We start from the raw sequence: 16017 nt of genomic DNA, 5'->3' as shown, positions 1-16017 counted from the left end.
AGCTTGACGGGAACTATCCTAGTTATTATTGTAGTTCAAGCCACCGATTATGCTCGAAACTTGCTGAGTCTTAACCAGCCTCTCAGCTACTTTGTACAGCTTTTGCTCGGGTGTAGACTCTGTAGGCGGGCCAGCCTTATCGCTCAGATTAGACACCACCAGGATAGCGAATACTACCGTTAGTATGACAAGTATAGTCACAGCAGCGAATGTGCGGGCCATCACAGATTCTCCAGATTTGATTACTATCGAGTGTAACTATTTAGCCCCTATACCGGCCGCGGACGGGCAACCATTACCCATAGATGCCCGGGGAGCCCTAGGAGAGCAAGCCCTGGGGTGGCCAGGGCTGCCGGAAGACTGCATCTACCAGGTACACGTACCACTACACGTTACCGGGATCTGGCTCCCCTTGTGGAGGCCAGCACGCCGCGAGACAGGGAGCCTCGGAGCAGGGCTCCTTCTAGAGCCGGGAGCCGAGGCTGAGATCCACACATGTAGCAGCGTGGGCTGCGGGGCAGAGGTCCACGTTGAGGGCCACCGGCTGGATGGGGTGCCTAGTGTCCTCGAGGCGCTCTGGAGGCTCCTAGGCGGGCCCAGGGCCCGGGTCGTGGTCCGGCTCCCTGTACCCTTGGCTGTAGGTTACGCCGCCTCGGCCGCTGTGGCGCTAGCTGTGGCCGTGGGCGAGGCCGCACTACGGGGCATGAACGTGGAGGAGGCTGCTGCGCTAGCCCACGAGGCGGAGGTTGCGGCTGGCACCGGGCTAGGCGATGTCGCGGCCATGTTCCTGGGCCGCGGGCTCGAGCTACGCCTCGCACCCGGGGCGCCGGGGCTAGCCCGGGTAGCGAGCTACCCCATCCCCGTGTCAACTATTTACAGCCTGGAGCTGGGCAGAATGACGACCTCCGAGATGCACCGGGAGCTAGGCGAGCGGCTCTATACGCTAGCCGCGCCCCGCCTCGCCCGCCTCGCCCAGGAGCCAAGCCTGGAGCGCTTCCTGGAAGAGGCCAGGGGCTTCAGCACCGAGGCAGGCTTTGCTCCACCCTGGCTAGTAGAGTCTCTCGACAAGCTGGTAGACATGGGGCTGCTGCTCGGCTGGTACGCCAAGAAGAAGGTCACAGTAGCTGTGCCCAGGCCCGGTAGAGAGGACGAGGCCCGCCGGGAGCTAGAGAAGCTAGCCCAGGAGCACAGTTTGATGCTGCGGAGCCACCGTCCAGCCTCTGCACCTCTCTCGATACGGCCGTGCAGGAGTTCAAGGAGCCACTAGGTGGTGCCCCAAGTCCTTGGCTGTTTTCACTTTCCCTGGAGGCGGCGAAAACAACCCACTCTTCACGGACTCCAGTCACTATGCTGTATAATGAATTCTCCTTAGGGTTCTTGACTGCGCTGGATTCTTCGTCTGGCGAGTTACGCTCTACACCGGGGTTGCCTGGGTTTGACCGGCAGGAGGCTGTGTATCGAGGAGAGCCTCGTCACGCTGCTCCACCCCATCTACCCCCGGCATACTAACAGGTATGGAACGCTACATGGCGGGAGGCTTGCCGGCTGGATGCTTGAAGCCGGCGGTATGGCGTCTATGAGGGCTGCGCGGGGCTATACCGTGCTAGGCGCTATGGACTATCTGTTCATTCTTAGCCCGGGCCGCGTGGGAGAGAACCTCCACGTCTACGCCTGGGTAGTGGGCTCTACGCAGCGGACGCTAGACGTGCTGGTCTACGCCGAGGCTAGGCCGCTAGGCGGGGCTGAGCCCCGGCCGGTGAGTCTCAGCCTCCAGACCTACGTGGCTGTAGATGAGAATGTGCGCCCCCGTGAGCACGGTGTAGAGGTCGCGGCGTGTAGCCTCGAGACGGAGCCTCTGGTTGAGGCGCATCGGTACTGGCTAGAGGCGCGGCTACCACTAATAGAGAAGCGGAGAGAGATAGCCGGGTCAACAGCACCGCTTGACGCCGTTTACCGTAAGACTAGCTACTTCTTTACATCGCCTGAGGACACCTTCACTATACCGACGGTGATGGATGCTTCCCGGCTCTTCTACCAGATAGACCAGATGGCTGCTGTGCCCGCGATAGAGTATACTGGTGCAGCCATGGTTACAGCGGGGTTCGACGCTGTTGTGTTCGCCTCCCCGGCCAGAGTCGGGGACCTGGTTAAGCTCGAGGCCGGGATAACAGGGGCGGGGAGGAGTAGCCTAGAGGTCGCGGTCAGGGTGGCGGCCTACAATCCCGTGACCGAGGACCGAGAGAGGACAGTGGCGTTGCTCTACGCGACAATGGTGGCTGTGGACGAGCAGGGTCGGCCCCAGCCGCTGCCCCGCCGCCCGGTGCTGAGCGATGAGAGGATGCAGGAGTACCTAGAGAGGCGCCGGGTCCGCGAGGAGAGGCGGCGGATAGCATGGCAGCTAATAGAACACGCTAGGGAACTCGTCCGCGGACGCTGAGGGCACAGCCATGAAGGTGGCTGTGGTCGGAGGCTGCGGCGCTGTCGGCAGCGCCGTGACAGTAGCGCTCGCCCTCGCCGGCGCCGATGTGGCTGTGGTTGCGAGGCGCCGTAGCGGCTGCCATCTAGAGCGGGTGACCGTCGAGGGCCTGGGAGAGGCTGCAGTCAAGGTTTGCGGCTGGGATGCCGCTCCCGGCTTGGAGCCTGAGGTAGTGGTCTACGCGACTAAGGCCTACGACCTCGAAGCCGCAGTAGAGGCCTCGCTCAACGCGGGCTGGAGCCCGGGCCTGGTCGTCTCTATGCAGAACGGGCTGGGAAGCCTCGAGCAGCTTGAGCGTGTCTACGGCTCCTCTAGGGCCGTGGCTGCATTGGCGTTCTACGGTGTCTACCGGCCCCCCGGAAGCTGTCATAGCCGACTCGCCGGTAGAAGCCGCCGCGTAGTGGTCGGCTGCCGTGCTGTCTCCGGCCAGTGTAGCCCGTCGGCCCGGCTGCTAGTCGAGCTCCTCCTGGCGGGAGGCCTAGACGCCGAGTACGTGGCTGACATCGAGCCGTATCGTTGGGCTAAGCTCGCGGTCAACGCGGCGGTCAACCCGGTGACGGTGATTGCGTGGGATAGGAACCGGGTGGTCGTGGAGAATCCTTACGCCCGACAGCTCGCCGTGGAGCTCGCGGCTGAGACGGGCCGGGCTGCGGCGGCCGCGGGTGTGGAGCTCCCCGTGGACCCGGTCGAGGAGGCTCTAAGGGTCGCCGATGCTACCGGGGACAACTGCTCCTCCATGCTACAAGACGTAGCCGCGGGGAGGCGGACCGAGATAGACTATATCAACGGCGCTGTCTGGAGGACGGCGGAGAAGCACGGGGCGCAGGCCCCCGTGAACAAGGCTGTGTACAATGTTGTGAGGCTGCTAGAGCCATGGCTGGCCGGGAGAAGATCACCGTGCGCCACATACTGAAGGCTAAGCAGCGTGGCGAGAAGCTCGTAATGGTTACCGCCTACGATACGCCCACCGCCCGGCTTGTCGACGAGGCCGGCGTCGACATGATCCTGGTGGGCGACTCGCTGGGCATGGTTGTGCTCGGGCTTCCCTCAACCCTCCAGGTAACCATGGAGGACATGGTGCGCCATACAGCCGCCGTAGCCCGGGCCCAGCCCCGCGCAATGATAGTCGGCGACATGCCGTTCATGAGCTACGAGGCCTCTGTCTCCGAGGCCGTGAGGAACGCTGGCAGGTTGCTGGCAGCAGGCGCCGACGCAGTGAAGATAGAGGGCGGCAGCCTCTACACGGACGTGATAAAAGCGATGCGCCGCGCCGGCATCCCGGTAATGGCTCACGTCGGCCTAACGCCTCAGAAGCACAAGCTCCTCGGAGGCTACCGCCTAGTAGGCAAGACCGCCGAAGAGGCCCTAGAGATCATACGCGACGCCGAGGAAGCGGCCGAGGCAGGCGCCTTCGCGATAGTCGTGGAGTTCACCGCCTGGGAAGTAGCCAGGGAGATAACCAGGAGGATACAAGTGCCCACCATCTGTATCGGCAGCGGCCCCTACTGCGACGGCCAAGTACTTGTCATCCACGACCTACTAGGACTAACCCCAACACCGCCACCCTTCGCCAAGCGCTACGTCGACCTAGCCTCGATAATACGGGGCGCCGTTGAGGCGTACGCCCGCGAGGTACGGAGCAGCCAGTTCCCCGCCCAGGACATGTACTGGGGGATGAAAAACGGCGAGTACCAGCGCCTCCAGAAGCTACTAGAACGAGAAAATCAAGAGGAGCATGAGAACCAAGGCTAGCCGGTGAGGCGGGGTCGGCTTCGCTCCCCTTCCACACAGCCCTTGTCCAAGGGGGCTCGGCGAAGCCAAGCACTACCTCATTCCCAGGCTTTTGAGCAGCCCGGAGGCTAGACTACGCAAGTCTTTCGCTCTTAGCAGTCTACGTCGGCTATTTAGCTTCTCTATGGCTGGGAGATATCGCCTTGGCAGGGTAGAATACCTATAACGCGTTTCTCTGTAAGCAGCGGCGGCATGACTCGAGTTTACTCGTGGCAGTTCTTCTCTAGTACTCTAAGCCGGTTAATTATCTTCAGTGAGCTTCTAAGAGACTGGCGAATAGACCAATAGCTCAGCCAGATAGAGAAAATCGACAAATATATTATTTCGGCTTTACCCCGCCCTTACAATATTCTCGGAGGTGTTGGAAGGAGGCTCTAGAGAATATGTCAGTACTCGTCGTCAATGATCTCGTGAAAGTCTATCCTGGAGGCGTCGAAGCTCTCCGCGGCGTCAGCTTCCGTGTCGAAGAGGGTGAGGTCTTCGGCCTAGTTGGGCCGAATGGTGCAGGAAAGACTACCACGTTCCGGATCATTGCAACACTGCTCAAGCCTACTAGTGGCCGCGTTATTGTGGATGGTGTAGACGTTGCTAAGGAGCCTCTAGAGGCGCGGAAGAGACTCGTCTACGTGCCAGAGGAGGTCGGCGGCTACCGGCGGCTCACAGGCTATGAATACCTGTCCTTTGTAGTCGAGACATTCATGTCTGCGCGTGGCGCTTCCCGAGACGATATTGATAGGGCTCTAGAGGAGGCTGTGAACCTCACTAGCCTCGATCCAGATGTACTGAGCAAGAAGCGGATGCAGGAGTATAGCAAGGGTATGAAGCGCCGCGTCCAGGTTGCCTGGGCCTTAGCTGTGCGGCCTCGGCTCGCTATACTCGATGAGCCCACGTCGGGACTTGACGTCGAAGCCAGCTATGAGCTACGCCGTGTCATAGTTGAGTACGCTAAGAGTAGAGGAGTCACCGTGTTGCTGAGTAGTCACAACATGCTAGAGGTCGAGTATGTTTGCGACCGTGTAGCCCTCATAAAGGATGGCAGGATCATCGAGATTGGCACACCGCGGGAGATTATTGAGAAGTATGGTGCCCGTAACCTCGAAGAAGCCTACATGAATGCTATAGCTGGGCACCGTGAGGGGTGATGTTGTATGCGTAGACTGCTTGAGAAGGAGCTTAAGACATTACTACGGGAGCCTATGGTAATAGCTATGATTATTCTCCCATTTGTTATATACTCGGCAATGACTCCATTCTATGGTGCTGCCTCGGAACAGATAAGGAAAGCTGCTGAGCTGCGTGGCACTAAGCTAGCATTAGCTGTCTGCCCGGAGAGTCCTGCCCAGACTACCATGCTTAACATGATAGCTGCTGGATTGCGGGCAAGCAACGTGTCTATCGATGTAGTTGAGACGTGTAACCCAGTAGAGCTACTGAAAACAGGCGGATATGACGCCATCATGATGCTGAATGTAACCAATGGAAAGATAGCTGTAGATGTGTATGTGCGTGGTGAGCTATCGCAGCTAGCACGCACATTAGCGTTACCAGGTTCTATAAGCAGCCGGATAGCACGCGCGCTATCGCCAAGCGAAAACATAACATCTAACGCATATATACTGCTCAACGATCGATTATGGAGTATAAATGAACTCAACAATGTCCATGGAGCAGGAATAACACTGGGATATGCTACGTTCTTCATACTCTTCCCGGCAGCATCGCTTGGTGCGACGCTCATAGGTGCTGAGAGAGAGGAACGCATGCTTGAAGTATTGTTCTCGCTTCCCGTGAGCCGGCGGCGTATAGCGTTATCAAAAGCTATCGCGGCCCTCATAGTAGCTATACTCGCTGCTATCTCTGCAATGGCAGGGCTCTATCAACTCTTCAGCTCCGTAGGCGTTAGCCTAGATTTAACCAAATACTATACTTTGACGGACATGCTCGTGTATGTCGTCGCTCTGGCATCGGAGGCATTCTTCGTCGTAATACTGTCAATGCTCGTCGGGATGTTTGCTTCAACAGTACGTGGTGCACAGTCTGCCGCGCCAATAGTAGTGATCCCGGCAATAGTGCCAACAGTAATGACCATGACAGGCATACCAGCATCCAAGATATTCACGCTGCTGCCTTATACAGCCGTCATATACGCAGGCATGTCGCCCCTCATAGGCTTGGACTACGCCGTGACAGCTACTATTGTGCAGCTTGCCGAGACCTTACTAGTACTAGTGGTGCTCCTTAAGGCACTTGAATCGGAGACCGCCGTGACAGGGCCGGAGACTCTCAGGCAGTTCCGGGCCCGTATAGCTGCACGGTTCAAAAGCCGCCGGTAGCTCCGAGAAATCCATAGACTCAGGCTTGAACGCACTGTTTTCTCTGGGGCGTGTATATTGGCGCTAGCCCGTATGATGGCTGAGGAAATTCTCCAGTGGCTCCGGGAGGATATGCCCCACTGGGACCTCACTACGGATGCTCTAGGCCTAGAAGATGTATGTGCTGAGGCCGTGGTTGTTGCAAAGAGCCGGGCCGTAGCTGCATGTACAGCCGAGCTTGCTAGAGCACTGCGTATCCTAGGGCTGGACGTTGAGGCCCCAAAGAAGCCTGGCGAACTAGTAGAGCCGGGAGACATAGTACTTCGGATCCGGGGGCCTGCCGGGCTACTACTGGCGCTGGAGCGCACAATTCTGAACCTCCTCATCTACGCGTTTGGCGTGGCCACTCAGACACGCCGTATGGTGGATACTGCTAGACGCGTAGCCCCGGGGGTGCGGGTTGCCGCGACGCGTAAGACGCCTCCGGGGCTACGCGTCTGTGCGAAGAGAGCCTTTGCTGCTGGTGGCGGGGACACCCATAGACTCGGGCTCAGCGACGCGATTCTGGTAAAGGACAATCATGTGGCCCTAGTGGGAGACTATGGCGAGGCTCTACGGAGGGTGCTGGAGCAGCGGAGCTTTATGCACAGAGTTGAGGTAGAGGCCTCTACGCCGGAGGAGGCCCTCACTGCTGCAAGACTGGGTGTAGATGCTGTACTCCTTGACAATATGTCTCCCGATGAGGTTCGGGAGACAATCCTTCTGCTAGAGAGGGAGGGGGTGAGGAGTAGGATTGTCGTCGAGGCTAGCGGCGGTATAACGCCCGAGAATATAGCCGAGTACGCTGCTACAGGCGTTGACGTGGTGAGTACTAGCTATCCTCTGCTATACCCGGCTCGTGTCGATCTGTCTATGAGAATGAGGAGGCTGGACCAGTGTTGAAAAAGCTAGCACTCATAGGCTGCGGCGCTATAGCTAGCGAGATAGTAGAAGCCGTTAACCAGGGTGTGATAGAGGCGGAGATAACAGCCTTTATGGACCTGGCGCCGGAGAAATGCCTGAGACTACAACAGCTAGCCCCCCGAGCCCGGATTGCCCGGAACATCGAAGAACTCCTTGAGACTAGGCCAGACCTTGTAGTGGAGGCTGCTAGCCAGGAAGCTGTCCGGCAGTACGCCCTCCGCGTAGTGGAGGCTGGTGTAGACCTCGTAGTGCTTAGCGCCGGTGCACTGCTCGACAAGGAGCTGCTCGAGAAGCTTAACCGAGAGGCGGAGCAACGAGGTGTACATGTCTACGTCCCTACGGGGGCGCTCGCAGGCCTTGACGCTGTACGAGCACTACGTCGCGCTGGGATACGGAGACTGCTGCTCCGCACCGTGAAGCCCCCAAAGAGCCTCGGTGTGGAAGTCAATGAGCCCAGGGTGTTGTACCGTGGCCCCGCGAGTGAGGCTGTTCGACTCTATCCCTTCAATGTGAACGTCGCTGCCGCGCTGAGTCTCGCTGCGGGCATGGAGGCTGAGGTCGAGATAGTAGCCGACCCGAGAATTGAACGTAACACCCACATAGTAATAGTCGAATCCAAGGCATCTAGGCTTGAAATACGCGTAGAGAACGTGCCCTCGCCCCGTAACCCGCGGACAAGCCTGCTCGCAGCTCTCTCGACGATAGAGCTGCTCCGCCGCATCACGCGTAGCGGCGGCGTAGAGGTAGGCAGCTAGTCCTCCAAGCAGCGCTTTAATCACGGGGTTACACCGTCTTGCCTACTCTTACTGTATCAGGTAGAGAGGGCTTCCGTGCACTTCTCATCGGCCTCTCCTTCTACGCCACCGGTGGTGGAGGTAGCTGGGAGCGGGGCTGGAAGATAGTAAACGAGGTCTACATAGCTAAGTCTCGGTCGCTCATACTCTATGACATCGACGAGGTTAACGAGACTATCGTCTCTGCCTATATGGTAGGAAGTATGGCCCGTAGTGCTAGCCATCAAAGCCTCGATGCTGTACGCGTCCCGTTGGCTAGAGCCCTCTCCACCCTACGTAGACGTGTTGGTGTCAACATAGGGGCTATAGCCCCCGTCGAGCTTGGTGCTGGCAATACACCAGTAGCCTTCCTAGCTGCTTCGCTTGCAAACGTCCCCGTAGTTGACGGGGACCGTGTAGGAAGAGCTGCGCCAGAGATACACCAGGACACGTTAAACATCTATGGTCTAAGCTTGGCGCCAAGCGCGGTAGCCTCTAGGACGGGTAGTCTTCTAGTGCTCTATGAGTATGCGAGTATAGACGAGTACGAGCACATAGTGAGATCGCTTGCTGCATCTTCCGGCTCGTCCGTGGCTGTCGTCGATGCACCACTAGGGCCGGAGGAGGCTAGGAGGGCTCTGATCCGGGGAAGCATCTCCCGGGCTTTCGAACTCGGTGCTAGAGTGTTGGAGGCACGCGCTACAGGCTCGAACCCTCTTGATGCTCTTCTGGAGGCATGTCGCGGGTGGCTTGTCTTCGAGGGCGTTGTAGAGGATACACAGCTTAGTGATAATGCGGGGTTCCTAGAAGGCTATGTAACGATAAAGGGTATAGACGCTAGTGGAGGTAGAGAACTCAAAGTGTGGGTTAAGAACGAGTACATAATGGCCTGGCTCGACGGAGAACCCATCGTTATGCCTCCCGACATTATATCGCTCGTGGATAGTAAAGCTGAGCTTGTACTCGTTACGCGGCTTAGGCCCGGCCTACATGTATATGTTGTCGCGGCTAGAGCACACGAGGCGTGGAGGACGCCAAGAGGCCTTGAACTCTTCGGCCCGAGGCATTTCGGGTTTACATACGACTACAAGCCGGTGGAGACTCTTGTAGCTGCACATGGCACACAAGTTCTCCCAACTAGCTATTAGTTTCAAAGCCTACTGATGGGGGCCGTGCTTTGGGGCGCATAGAGCGGCTAGCCTCTGTAACTGTAGCCGTAATAGAGCATGGCCCCATCCCCGGCTCCACGATTTCCATTATGCTAAATCAGCTCCGCATAGTCTACGAGAGAGCCGAGCCCGGGAAGAAGCCTGACTATGTGGAGCTACACCTCTACCAGAGCCCCCTCCAGCTGGCCGAGACGCTTACGGGGGAGGCTCTACGGGTCGGTGCCGGGGTTTCGGCGCTCTACCCTACAGCCTACGAGGCGTGGACTGGGATACCCCGGATACACGTCGTTCCAGGCGAGCTGGCCGGGCTCGAGTATGGAGCCGCGCTGCTGGCTCACGAGGCTGTGCACAGCATCCTACACCCTGGGCCGAGTTACTACCTGGTGGAGCTGCCGCGTAACCTGCCTGCCCAGCAGGGCCTCCTAGTGGCGCACGTCGCCGCAACCGCTGTGAAGGACCTGGAGGTACACGTATGGATGGCACAACGGGGGCTCCAAGAGGAGCTAGACGCTCTGAAACGGTATTGGCGGTACAGTCAGCTCGTGGAGCCCCGCTGCACGTTAATTGACGAGGCCGGAGACACGCTTCGGGCAGCAACCGTCTGGATAGCCCTAGGGGAAGATCCCCCAGTCGAGCCCCCGTGTAGGGAAACGCTAGGTCGACTACTACAGCTCCTTGACAGACTTGCCCGGGAGCAGCGCGCCGGGGGCCCGCGGCCCTGGAGCCGGGTAAGCTGGGTTGCCGAGGCTCTCGCAGAGCTAGTCATGGAGGGAGCTGTTGTAACTATTGCTTAACAAGAGGAGTCGATGTAGCGGGAAGCCGCCGCACGGACCCCGGGTATTTATAGCTTGCTCACAAGTGGTGTGCTCCTCCAGTGAGCTAAGGGTATACCCCTCCTCACACCCTAGAAGTAGAACACGGAGCAGCACAGAAAGAAAAAGAGAGGTGAACCTGCATGGCGAAGACAGGTCTAGCTCTACTAGGTATCGTAGCCCTAGCCCTCGCAGGCGGAGCAATAGCGGGCGCGTGGGGCCCCTGGTGGATAGGCCAGGCTAACGTCACTGCGCCTGCTATCCCCGCAAAGCCCGTGGCCAACCCAGCCGGCTACGGACACTGCCCGATGTGCCCAATGGCGACGGGCCAGCAGCCAATGGCGGCCCCTGCCGCTGGTATGCCAGCAGCTGGTAAGCCTGGAGCAGCTGGCCCCATGGCAGCCGCCGGCGCCGCTGGCTGGCACGGCCACCACGGTGCCGCCCGAGGCGCCTGGGCAACAGCATCTGAGACCACAGTAACCGGTACCGTGACCGAGATCTATGAACCACGCATGCTGGTCATCGATACCGGCAGTGGCACCGCAATGGTAGTACTACCATACATGATGAAAAGCCCTAGCGGCGGCCTAGTATCCGCAGAGACCATACTAGCCAAGATACAGCCAGGCACAACAGTAACCGTTGAAGGCTACGCCAAGACTCAGCCGCTAACCGGCTACACCATAGTCCACGCGACAGCAATCACCGTCGATGGCGAGACCTACACCTGGGCCAGGGGCTACCTAGCACAGCAGATAGCCGCAGGCAGCTAACGCGTAGCCAAGAGAGGGCTAGAGGTACATCAGTTCCCTCCTCAGTTTTTATCACAAGCCTCCCTTAATGGGAGCATTTTCTACGCAGGACGTGAGCCCATGAGTTCTGAACCCAGTATGTCCACCCCATTAGCCCAAGGCGCCGGCTCCTTCGAACCCAAGCAGCAAATGTTATAAGGAAAACCTACGCTTATAGCATGTACTAGGTGCGAGCACGGACCATGTCAACCGATAACACTTATTCTGATGCCCTTGAGAGACTTTATAGCCAGTGGCTCTGGCCGGAGGACCCCTCCACCAGAGAAGCCCAGGAGCGCTTCAACACGCTGCTTGAGTATGCCCACAGCCTAGTCTCCACGAGGCTCGCCTACCTCGCCGAGAAGGACCGCGTAGCGGTGCTCGACGTCGCAGCTGGAAGCGGTATCGCTGGTGCAGCCTTCGCAGCCGCCTTAGCACGGCGTGGCGCCAGGGTCAGCCTGGTAGTCACCGATCTACGCGTTAGCATTCTTGAGAAAGTTCACGTATGGCTAGAGAAGGCTGGCTTAAAGGAGGGTGTTAGAGTCGAGACTGTTGCAGTCGACGCTGCTAGGCTCCCCCAAAAGCTTGATTGCTGCTTCGACCTAGCGCTTCTCTGGGGGAGTTCGCTCCCGCACTTCTCACCTTGGAGGTTACTCCTCGCACTAGCAGGGGTAAGAGAGCTACAGCCACGCCACGGCATACTGTTGATAGAGCAGCGCGACCTCCTACCACGTCTACTTTTCAACAACCTTTACACGAGAATCCGCGTAGAGTACGTGAAGGAGGACGGCCGTGGCGTGGTAGGAGTGCATGCAAAGTATGATCAGTTTAGGGGCATTGTTGCACGGGTCTTCTACGAGCTGCCCGGCTACAGGTACCTCACGACGATGCCTACGAGGCTCTGGGACCTGGCGTCAGTGGCCGCCATGCTCTGGATCTTCTACAATCACGTCTATCTGGAGAAGCCGAGCCGAGACCCCTGGGGAGCAGAGGTGCTAGTTGCAATGGAGCCTCGTGAGACCGCGCCTAGTAGCGGGGAGCTCTGGGAGACTCTGCCAGAGCAGCTCCATGAAGAGCCATAGACCGTATGGCTGGTCTACTTGCTCGTCACACATTTCCACATTGAGTTGTTCTGCCAGCTGCTTGGCTGTTCGGGTTTAGACAAGGTGGCAGTGAGTAGCCGTGGCTTGACACATTGTTATCTTTCTGTGGTAAAGTCTTTTGAGGCTCTAGCCCAGCATTGCTATACAAGTTTGATGAGGCACTTACGCTGGCTTTCCCTTCGGGCCTAATTCTCCTTAGCTAGGCCCTCGATGAGCTGTACTACTTGTTCCGCCTTGTTGGTTGCTGGACACGCGTTTATGCATGCACGGCACCCCGTGCACTTATCGGCATCAATGACTGCGGGGCCCTTGACTGCGTCTTCTGGGCAGCTACTGGCGCAGAGCATGCATTGTTCCCCGATGCAGGCCGAGGCCATGAGGAGTATCGATGCTGCGAGCTTTGCCAGTCTCCTCCTCTCCTTGGGCGGCGTCGCCGCGGGGATCTCTACGCGGCCGCTACGGGTGACACGGGCCCAAACCCTGCCGTCCCGGAGGGTGATGTTATCGTCCTCCACACTGTAGGCTAGGCCGGTAGCCTTGGCTAGCCCCGGCATCTTGTCCCAGTCTGGTTCGCTGGGGAGGCTGGGAGAGGCGACTAGCAGTTCTCCCTCCCGGCTATACTCCCGTGCGGTCATGGCCCCGTAGGTGTTGAGCCTCCCTAGGGTCACGTCTGGGTCTAGGCCGGCTCGGTTGGCTAGCCTTCTGGCCTCGGCTGGGAGGCTCCACCTCCACCTCCATAGCCCGAGCTTCACCCAGCTGCGGGGCAGCTCGTGGCGCCGGGCGTAGCGGCGGAGGAGCCTCTCCCATTCCTCCCATAGCTCGGGGTGCCTCCTGGCGGTCTCCCGGAGTTCGCATAGGTGGCTGGCGGGGCACATCCAGCAGCCTATCCTGTCGAAGCCTAGCCGGTATAGCGGGTTGAGGGGTAGCCCTCGTAGCCGTATGTAGAGGAATACCTCGAGGCTGCTCCACTCCTGTATCGGGGCCGCTACTAGGCTGCGGCCGCGGCCTGCCGTGCCGCTCCCGGCCAGCCGCGGGGATAGTGCGCGCTGGGTGCTCTCGGCGCCCCGCTGACCCGTCACCGTGAGGACCCGGCCCCCTGGTGCTAGCTCCTCTAGGAGCCTGGCTAGGGAGGTCATCTTCAGCAGCTTGGTGCACCACCGGTAGTCCCTGGCAGGTGGGCCGTAGAGCTCGGCACCTCTCCAGAACATCCGAGGCCCCGGTGATGCGACGTGCAGCCTTACTCCCAGGGTGCTGGCTAGCCGTTCCACCGTTTCCAGGGTCTCCGGGTGCTCCATCCCCGTGTCGACGCTGTACAGGTCCTCGACGCCGGCCAGCGCCGCTATAGCTGCTGAGACTGTGCTGTCCTTGCCCCCGCTCACAGAGGCTAGCGGCTTGGCACCCGTCTCGCGTATCACTTTCTCTAGCCAGCTACGGGCCTCCTCCTCGCGCTCCTCGAGCCAGCCCCGGTTAGCCTCCACGACCTCGTCTAAGCTGCGGGCGCGGGGCCGGTGCCTCCACTCTACTCTGCGCCAGCGTTTCCAGGCCTTCACTACCCGGACCGCGCCGTCCCCGAGGACGCGGCCGATACCGTAGCTCGGGCCCCGGCCAGCCAGCGCCACGTAGCTGCCTGACTGGGGCTTCTCGCCCCGGAGCCCGCCTCGGAGCACAGCCCCGGGGCGGAGCACAGTGTCGGCATAGAGCACTGGGCCTGTCTCCTCAGCGGCGAGGATCTCTACGCCTATTCGGTCTGGGCGGACAAGCCACCGGTCCTCGAGCGGGTCGTAGAAGAAACCGGCTACAGTGTGCCCGTCCACTATGACCTCGTAGCCCGCGTCGACGCTCTGCACGGGGTTGAGCAGAACAAGCGCCCACGGCCCGCCTAGTAGCCGGCGGGCTGCCTCCCTTCCGAGGCTCTCGAGGGCCGCCCTCCAGAGCCGCTCCCTCTCCTCGGGCCAGGCAGGGCGGAGGTCGCCGGGAGGCGCCAGCTTCACCTCCAGGGTGCGGCCCCCGCAGCGGGGGCACTGCTCCCGGCCCAGCACGGGGAGACCACAGAAGGGGCACCAGCGTAGCCGAGGCATGTAGCGCCTCAGAACCTCAAGAGCATCCCGTCCCTTAAGCCTCCTAGGCATACCTTGGGGCACCGTACCCGGGAGCTGTAGCCTATGCTAGGCCTTCGTGTACAGCGTATTTGTGGATAAACCCGCCGGAGCACTCGACCTGTACATGCACGGTTACACTGCATCAACGCTAGCACGTATCTCGACATCATGGCTGGTGTTGCCTCGGTGTCTCCCGCTACAACCATCCAGGCAAACAGCGGGCTTGCCAGCGTCCATTCCGCCGACCATGCCCAACCCAATTGCTGTCAATCGCTCTCAAGCCGCCTAGCTGGCTTCTAAAGCCCCGAAACCCCAGAGGGCCACCATCTAGGGGCCTCGGGCTGTGGCGCTGCCTCTAGCCGCTGTAGCCGCCGCGCTACTCGGAACTAGGGAGGACTGTGTCACAGTCGATGAGCTTGCTGCGAGACTGTTCCTGCGCCCCGGCCTAGTCCGAGCCGCCCTGGAGAAGCTTGCCGAGGCTGGGGGTCTGGAGCTAGACAGCGACAGAGCGTGCGTCGTGGAGCGCATCGAGCTAGCGCTTGCCGCCGTACGGCTCGGAGTACCAGAGACAGTGGTGGCGCGGGGCCTCGACTGGAGGATGTTCGAGGAGTACGCGGCTCGAGCCCTCTCCGAGGCGGGGTTCGAGGCGCGGCGGGGGCTCCGGCTCCACGGCCGCGGGGGCTTGGAGCTCGACGTGCTAGGGCTCGATAGAGCTGGAGGCCTCGCGGTGGCTATCGATTGTAAGCACTGGAGCCCCAGGATATCGACGCCCTCTCGGCTCCGCGCCGCAGCAGCACAGCACCGGGCCCGGGTGGAAAAGCTCGCAGCCCACTGGCGGCGGCTAGGCCTCCCCGGGGGCAAGTGGAGGATCGTACCCGCACTCCTCGTGCTAAGGGAGAGCGCCCCCAGGCTAGTCGAGGGCGTAGCAGTGGTACCGGCTTCGCGCCTCCGCGGCTTCATAGAAGAGCTATATGTGCTAGCCGAGGAGCCCGCTATACATGTGGTAAAGCTCAAGGCATGAAAGGCCAGCTCTGTCACGGGACTGTCTCTACTCCCAGCTTCTTAGCTAGCTTTCTCAGCTTCTCGTCGAACGTTGTGAGCACCGCGCCGTGATACATGGCTGTAGCAAGTACTATATAGTCGTTGACCTCGCGCGGGCTAGCATCATGTTCCTCTAGCAGTCTTAGAGCCTGGTATAGCACGGTAGGGGGCTCTGCTAGGTACCTGGTCCGAGGGTCTCCGAAGTACTCTTGGAGCTTCTGGGCCACAAAGCCTGGCGGCACTCCAAGCTTCCTCACCATAACCCAGATATACTCATGTAGCACTATCGATGAAAGTATAATCTCGCCCGCAGAGTCTATGATGTCCGCAGCTTCTTCATGATGGGGGCTATCCTCGACCGTCTCGTAGACGAGTACATTCGTGTCAGGGAGAAGTGGCTTCGTCGAGGAGTTCCTCGACCGCCTCTTCGATCTCCTCAACCGTTATCCTCCTCCCAAGCCTTATCGTGAGCCTCTTACGCCTTACTGGGATGATCTTGATCACGCCTTCCTCTTCATCGTAGAGCACCTCTACAAGGTCGCCCTCCCTTATATTGGCCTTAGCCCTTACCGTAGCTGGTATGGTTACCTGGTAGTTCCGTGTAACCTTAACCACTTCACCCAAGCTATCCCTAGTAGGGGAACGATCCTACTAATAGATAAAGATTTCTACTAGGAACTGTAGATG

At 59.6% G+C, this 16017-nt stretch carries 18 protein-coding genes; 13 read left to right on the top strand and 5 right to left on the bottom strand.

The window, feature by feature from the left end; translation table 11 throughout:
• Nucleotides 1-18: 18 nt before the first annotated feature.
• The gene (locus tag Pyrde_RS04205) at nt 19-222 is read right to left on the bottom strand and encodes a hypothetical protein (protein ID WP_156328004.1); all 204 of its coding nucleotides are present in this window, start codon (nt 220-222) and stop codon (nt 19-21) included.
• Between the two features lie 190 nt (nt 223-412).
• Here Pyrde_RS04205 and Pyrde_RS04200 point away from each other — a divergent pair, with 190 nt between their 5' ends.
• The 12 genes from Pyrde_RS04200 (at nt 413) to Pyrde_RS04145 (ending at nt 12169) form a co-directional block, all read left to right on the top strand.
• Entirely contained in the window at nt 413-1267 is an 855-nt protein-coding gene (locus tag Pyrde_RS04200) for a GHMP family kinase ATP-binding protein (RefSeq protein ID WP_055408482.1), read from the top strand.
• Nucleotides 1268-1435: 168 nt separating this feature from the next.
• Entirely contained in the window at nt 1436-2437 is a 1002-nt protein-coding gene (locus tag Pyrde_RS04195; RefSeq protein ID WP_055408480.1) for an acyl-CoA thioesterase, read from the top strand.
• 10 nt (nt 2438-2447) lie between these two features.
• Nucleotides 2448-3389 carry a ketopantoate reductase family protein gene (locus Pyrde_RS04190; RefSeq protein ID WP_055408478.1) on the top strand — a complete coding sequence of 314 codons (942 nt, stop codon included), beginning with the start codon at nt 2448-2450 and terminating at the stop codon, nt 3387-3389.
• Complete coding sequence (panB, locus tag Pyrde_RS04185) at nt 3350-4228, top strand: 3-methyl-2-oxobutanoate hydroxymethyltransferase (protein ID WP_055408476.1); 879 nt, start codon at nt 3350-3352, stop codon at nt 4226-4228. The genes Pyrde_RS04190 and panB overlap by 40 nt, the downstream gene beginning before the upstream one ends.
• Nucleotides 4229-4650: 422 nt before the next feature.
• Nucleotides 4651-5409, top strand: a complete 759-nt coding sequence (locus Pyrde_RS04180; protein ID WP_055408474.1) for an ABC transporter ATP-binding protein — start codon at nt 4651-4653, stop codon at nt 5407-5409.
• A gap of 6 nt (nt 5410-5415) precedes the next feature.
• Nucleotides 5416-6600 carry an ABC transporter permease subunit gene (locus Pyrde_RS04175; protein ID WP_055408472.1) on the top strand — a complete coding sequence of 395 codons (1185 nt, stop codon included), beginning with the start codon at nt 5416-5418 and terminating at the stop codon, nt 6598-6600.
• Nucleotides 6601-6657: 57 nt separating this feature from the next.
• Nucleotides 6658-7521 (top strand): carboxylating nicotinate-nucleotide diphosphorylase, encoded by an 864-nt coding sequence (gene nadC / locus Pyrde_RS04170; RefSeq protein WP_231656796.1) that lies wholly within the window; start codon nt 6658-6660, stop codon nt 7519-7521.
• Nucleotides 7515-8297 carry an aspartate dehydrogenase gene (gene nadX, locus Pyrde_RS04165; protein WP_231656795.1) on the top strand — a complete coding sequence of 261 codons (783 nt, stop codon included), beginning with the start codon at nt 7515-7517 and terminating at the stop codon, nt 8295-8297. Before nadC ends, nadX begins: the two co-directional genes overlap by 7 nt.
• A 38-nt stretch (nt 8298-8335) precedes the next feature.
• On the top strand, nt 8336-9463 hold the full coding sequence (locus Pyrde_RS04160) for a DUF917 domain-containing protein (RefSeq protein ID WP_055408468.1): 1128 nt from the start codon (nt 8336-8338) through the stop codon (nt 9461-9463).
• 29 nt (nt 9464-9492) lie between these two features.
• Complete coding sequence (locus Pyrde_RS04155) at nt 9493-10278, top strand: hypothetical protein (protein WP_055408466.1); 786 nt, start codon at nt 9493-9495, stop codon at nt 10276-10278.
• Nucleotides 10279-10439: 161 nt separating this feature from the next.
• Complete coding sequence (locus Pyrde_RS04150; RefSeq protein ID WP_055408465.1) at nt 10440-11069, top strand: hypothetical protein; 630 nt, start codon at nt 10440-10442, stop codon at nt 11067-11069.
• Nucleotides 11070-11290: 221 nt separating this feature from the next.
• Complete coding sequence (locus Pyrde_RS04145; protein WP_055408463.1) at nt 11291-12169, top strand: methyltransferase domain-containing protein; 879 nt, start codon at nt 11291-11293, stop codon at nt 12167-12169.
• Nucleotides 12170-12375: 206 nt separating this feature from the next.
• Here Pyrde_RS04145 and Pyrde_RS04140 read toward each other — a convergent pair whose 3' ends face one another.
• Together Pyrde_RS04140 and Pyrde_RS10620 are read right to left on the bottom strand one after the other, a co-directional pair.
• Nucleotides 12376-14319, bottom strand: coding sequence for a phosphoadenosine phosphosulfate reductase domain-containing protein (locus Pyrde_RS04140; protein WP_055408461.1), 1944 nt, complete (start codon nt 14317-14319; stop codon nt 12376-12378).
• A gap of 102 nt (nt 14320-14421) precedes the next feature.
• On the bottom strand, nt 14422-14559 hold the full coding sequence (locus tag Pyrde_RS10620) for a hypothetical protein (RefSeq protein ID WP_156328003.1): 138 nt from the start codon (nt 14557-14559) through the stop codon (nt 14422-14424).
• Between the two features lie 73 nt (nt 14560-14632).
• On the opposite strand from Pyrde_RS10620, the gene Pyrde_RS04135 reads away from it, so the two are divergent.
• Nucleotides 14633-15310, top strand: coding sequence for a restriction endonuclease (locus Pyrde_RS04135; protein WP_055408459.1), 678 nt, complete (start codon nt 14633-14635; stop codon nt 15308-15310).
• 13 nt (nt 15311-15323) lie between these two features.
• Here Pyrde_RS04135 and Pyrde_RS04130 read toward each other — a convergent pair whose 3' ends face one another.
• The gene (locus Pyrde_RS04130) at nt 15324-15770 is read right to left on the bottom strand and encodes a PIN domain-containing protein (protein ID WP_055408457.1); all 447 of its coding nucleotides are present in this window, start codon (nt 15768-15770) and stop codon (nt 15324-15326) included.
• Nucleotides 15715-15954: an AbrB/MazE/SpoVT family DNA-binding domain-containing protein gene (locus tag Pyrde_RS04125; protein WP_055408455.1), complete on the bottom strand. Its 240-nt coding sequence runs from the start codon at nt 15952-15954 to the stop codon at nt 15715-15717. Before Pyrde_RS04125 ends, Pyrde_RS04130 begins: the two co-directional genes overlap by 56 nt.
• Between the last annotated feature and the right edge of the window lie 63 nt (nt 15955-16017).

It is taken from the genome of Pyrodictium delaneyi (genome assembly GCF_001412615.1).
In the GTDB taxonomy this organism is placed as follows: Archaea; Thermoproteota; Thermoprotei_A; order Sulfolobales; family Pyrodictiaceae; genus Pyrodictium; species Pyrodictium delaneyi.
This window is presented reverse-complemented; position numbering and strand designations above follow the sequence as displayed.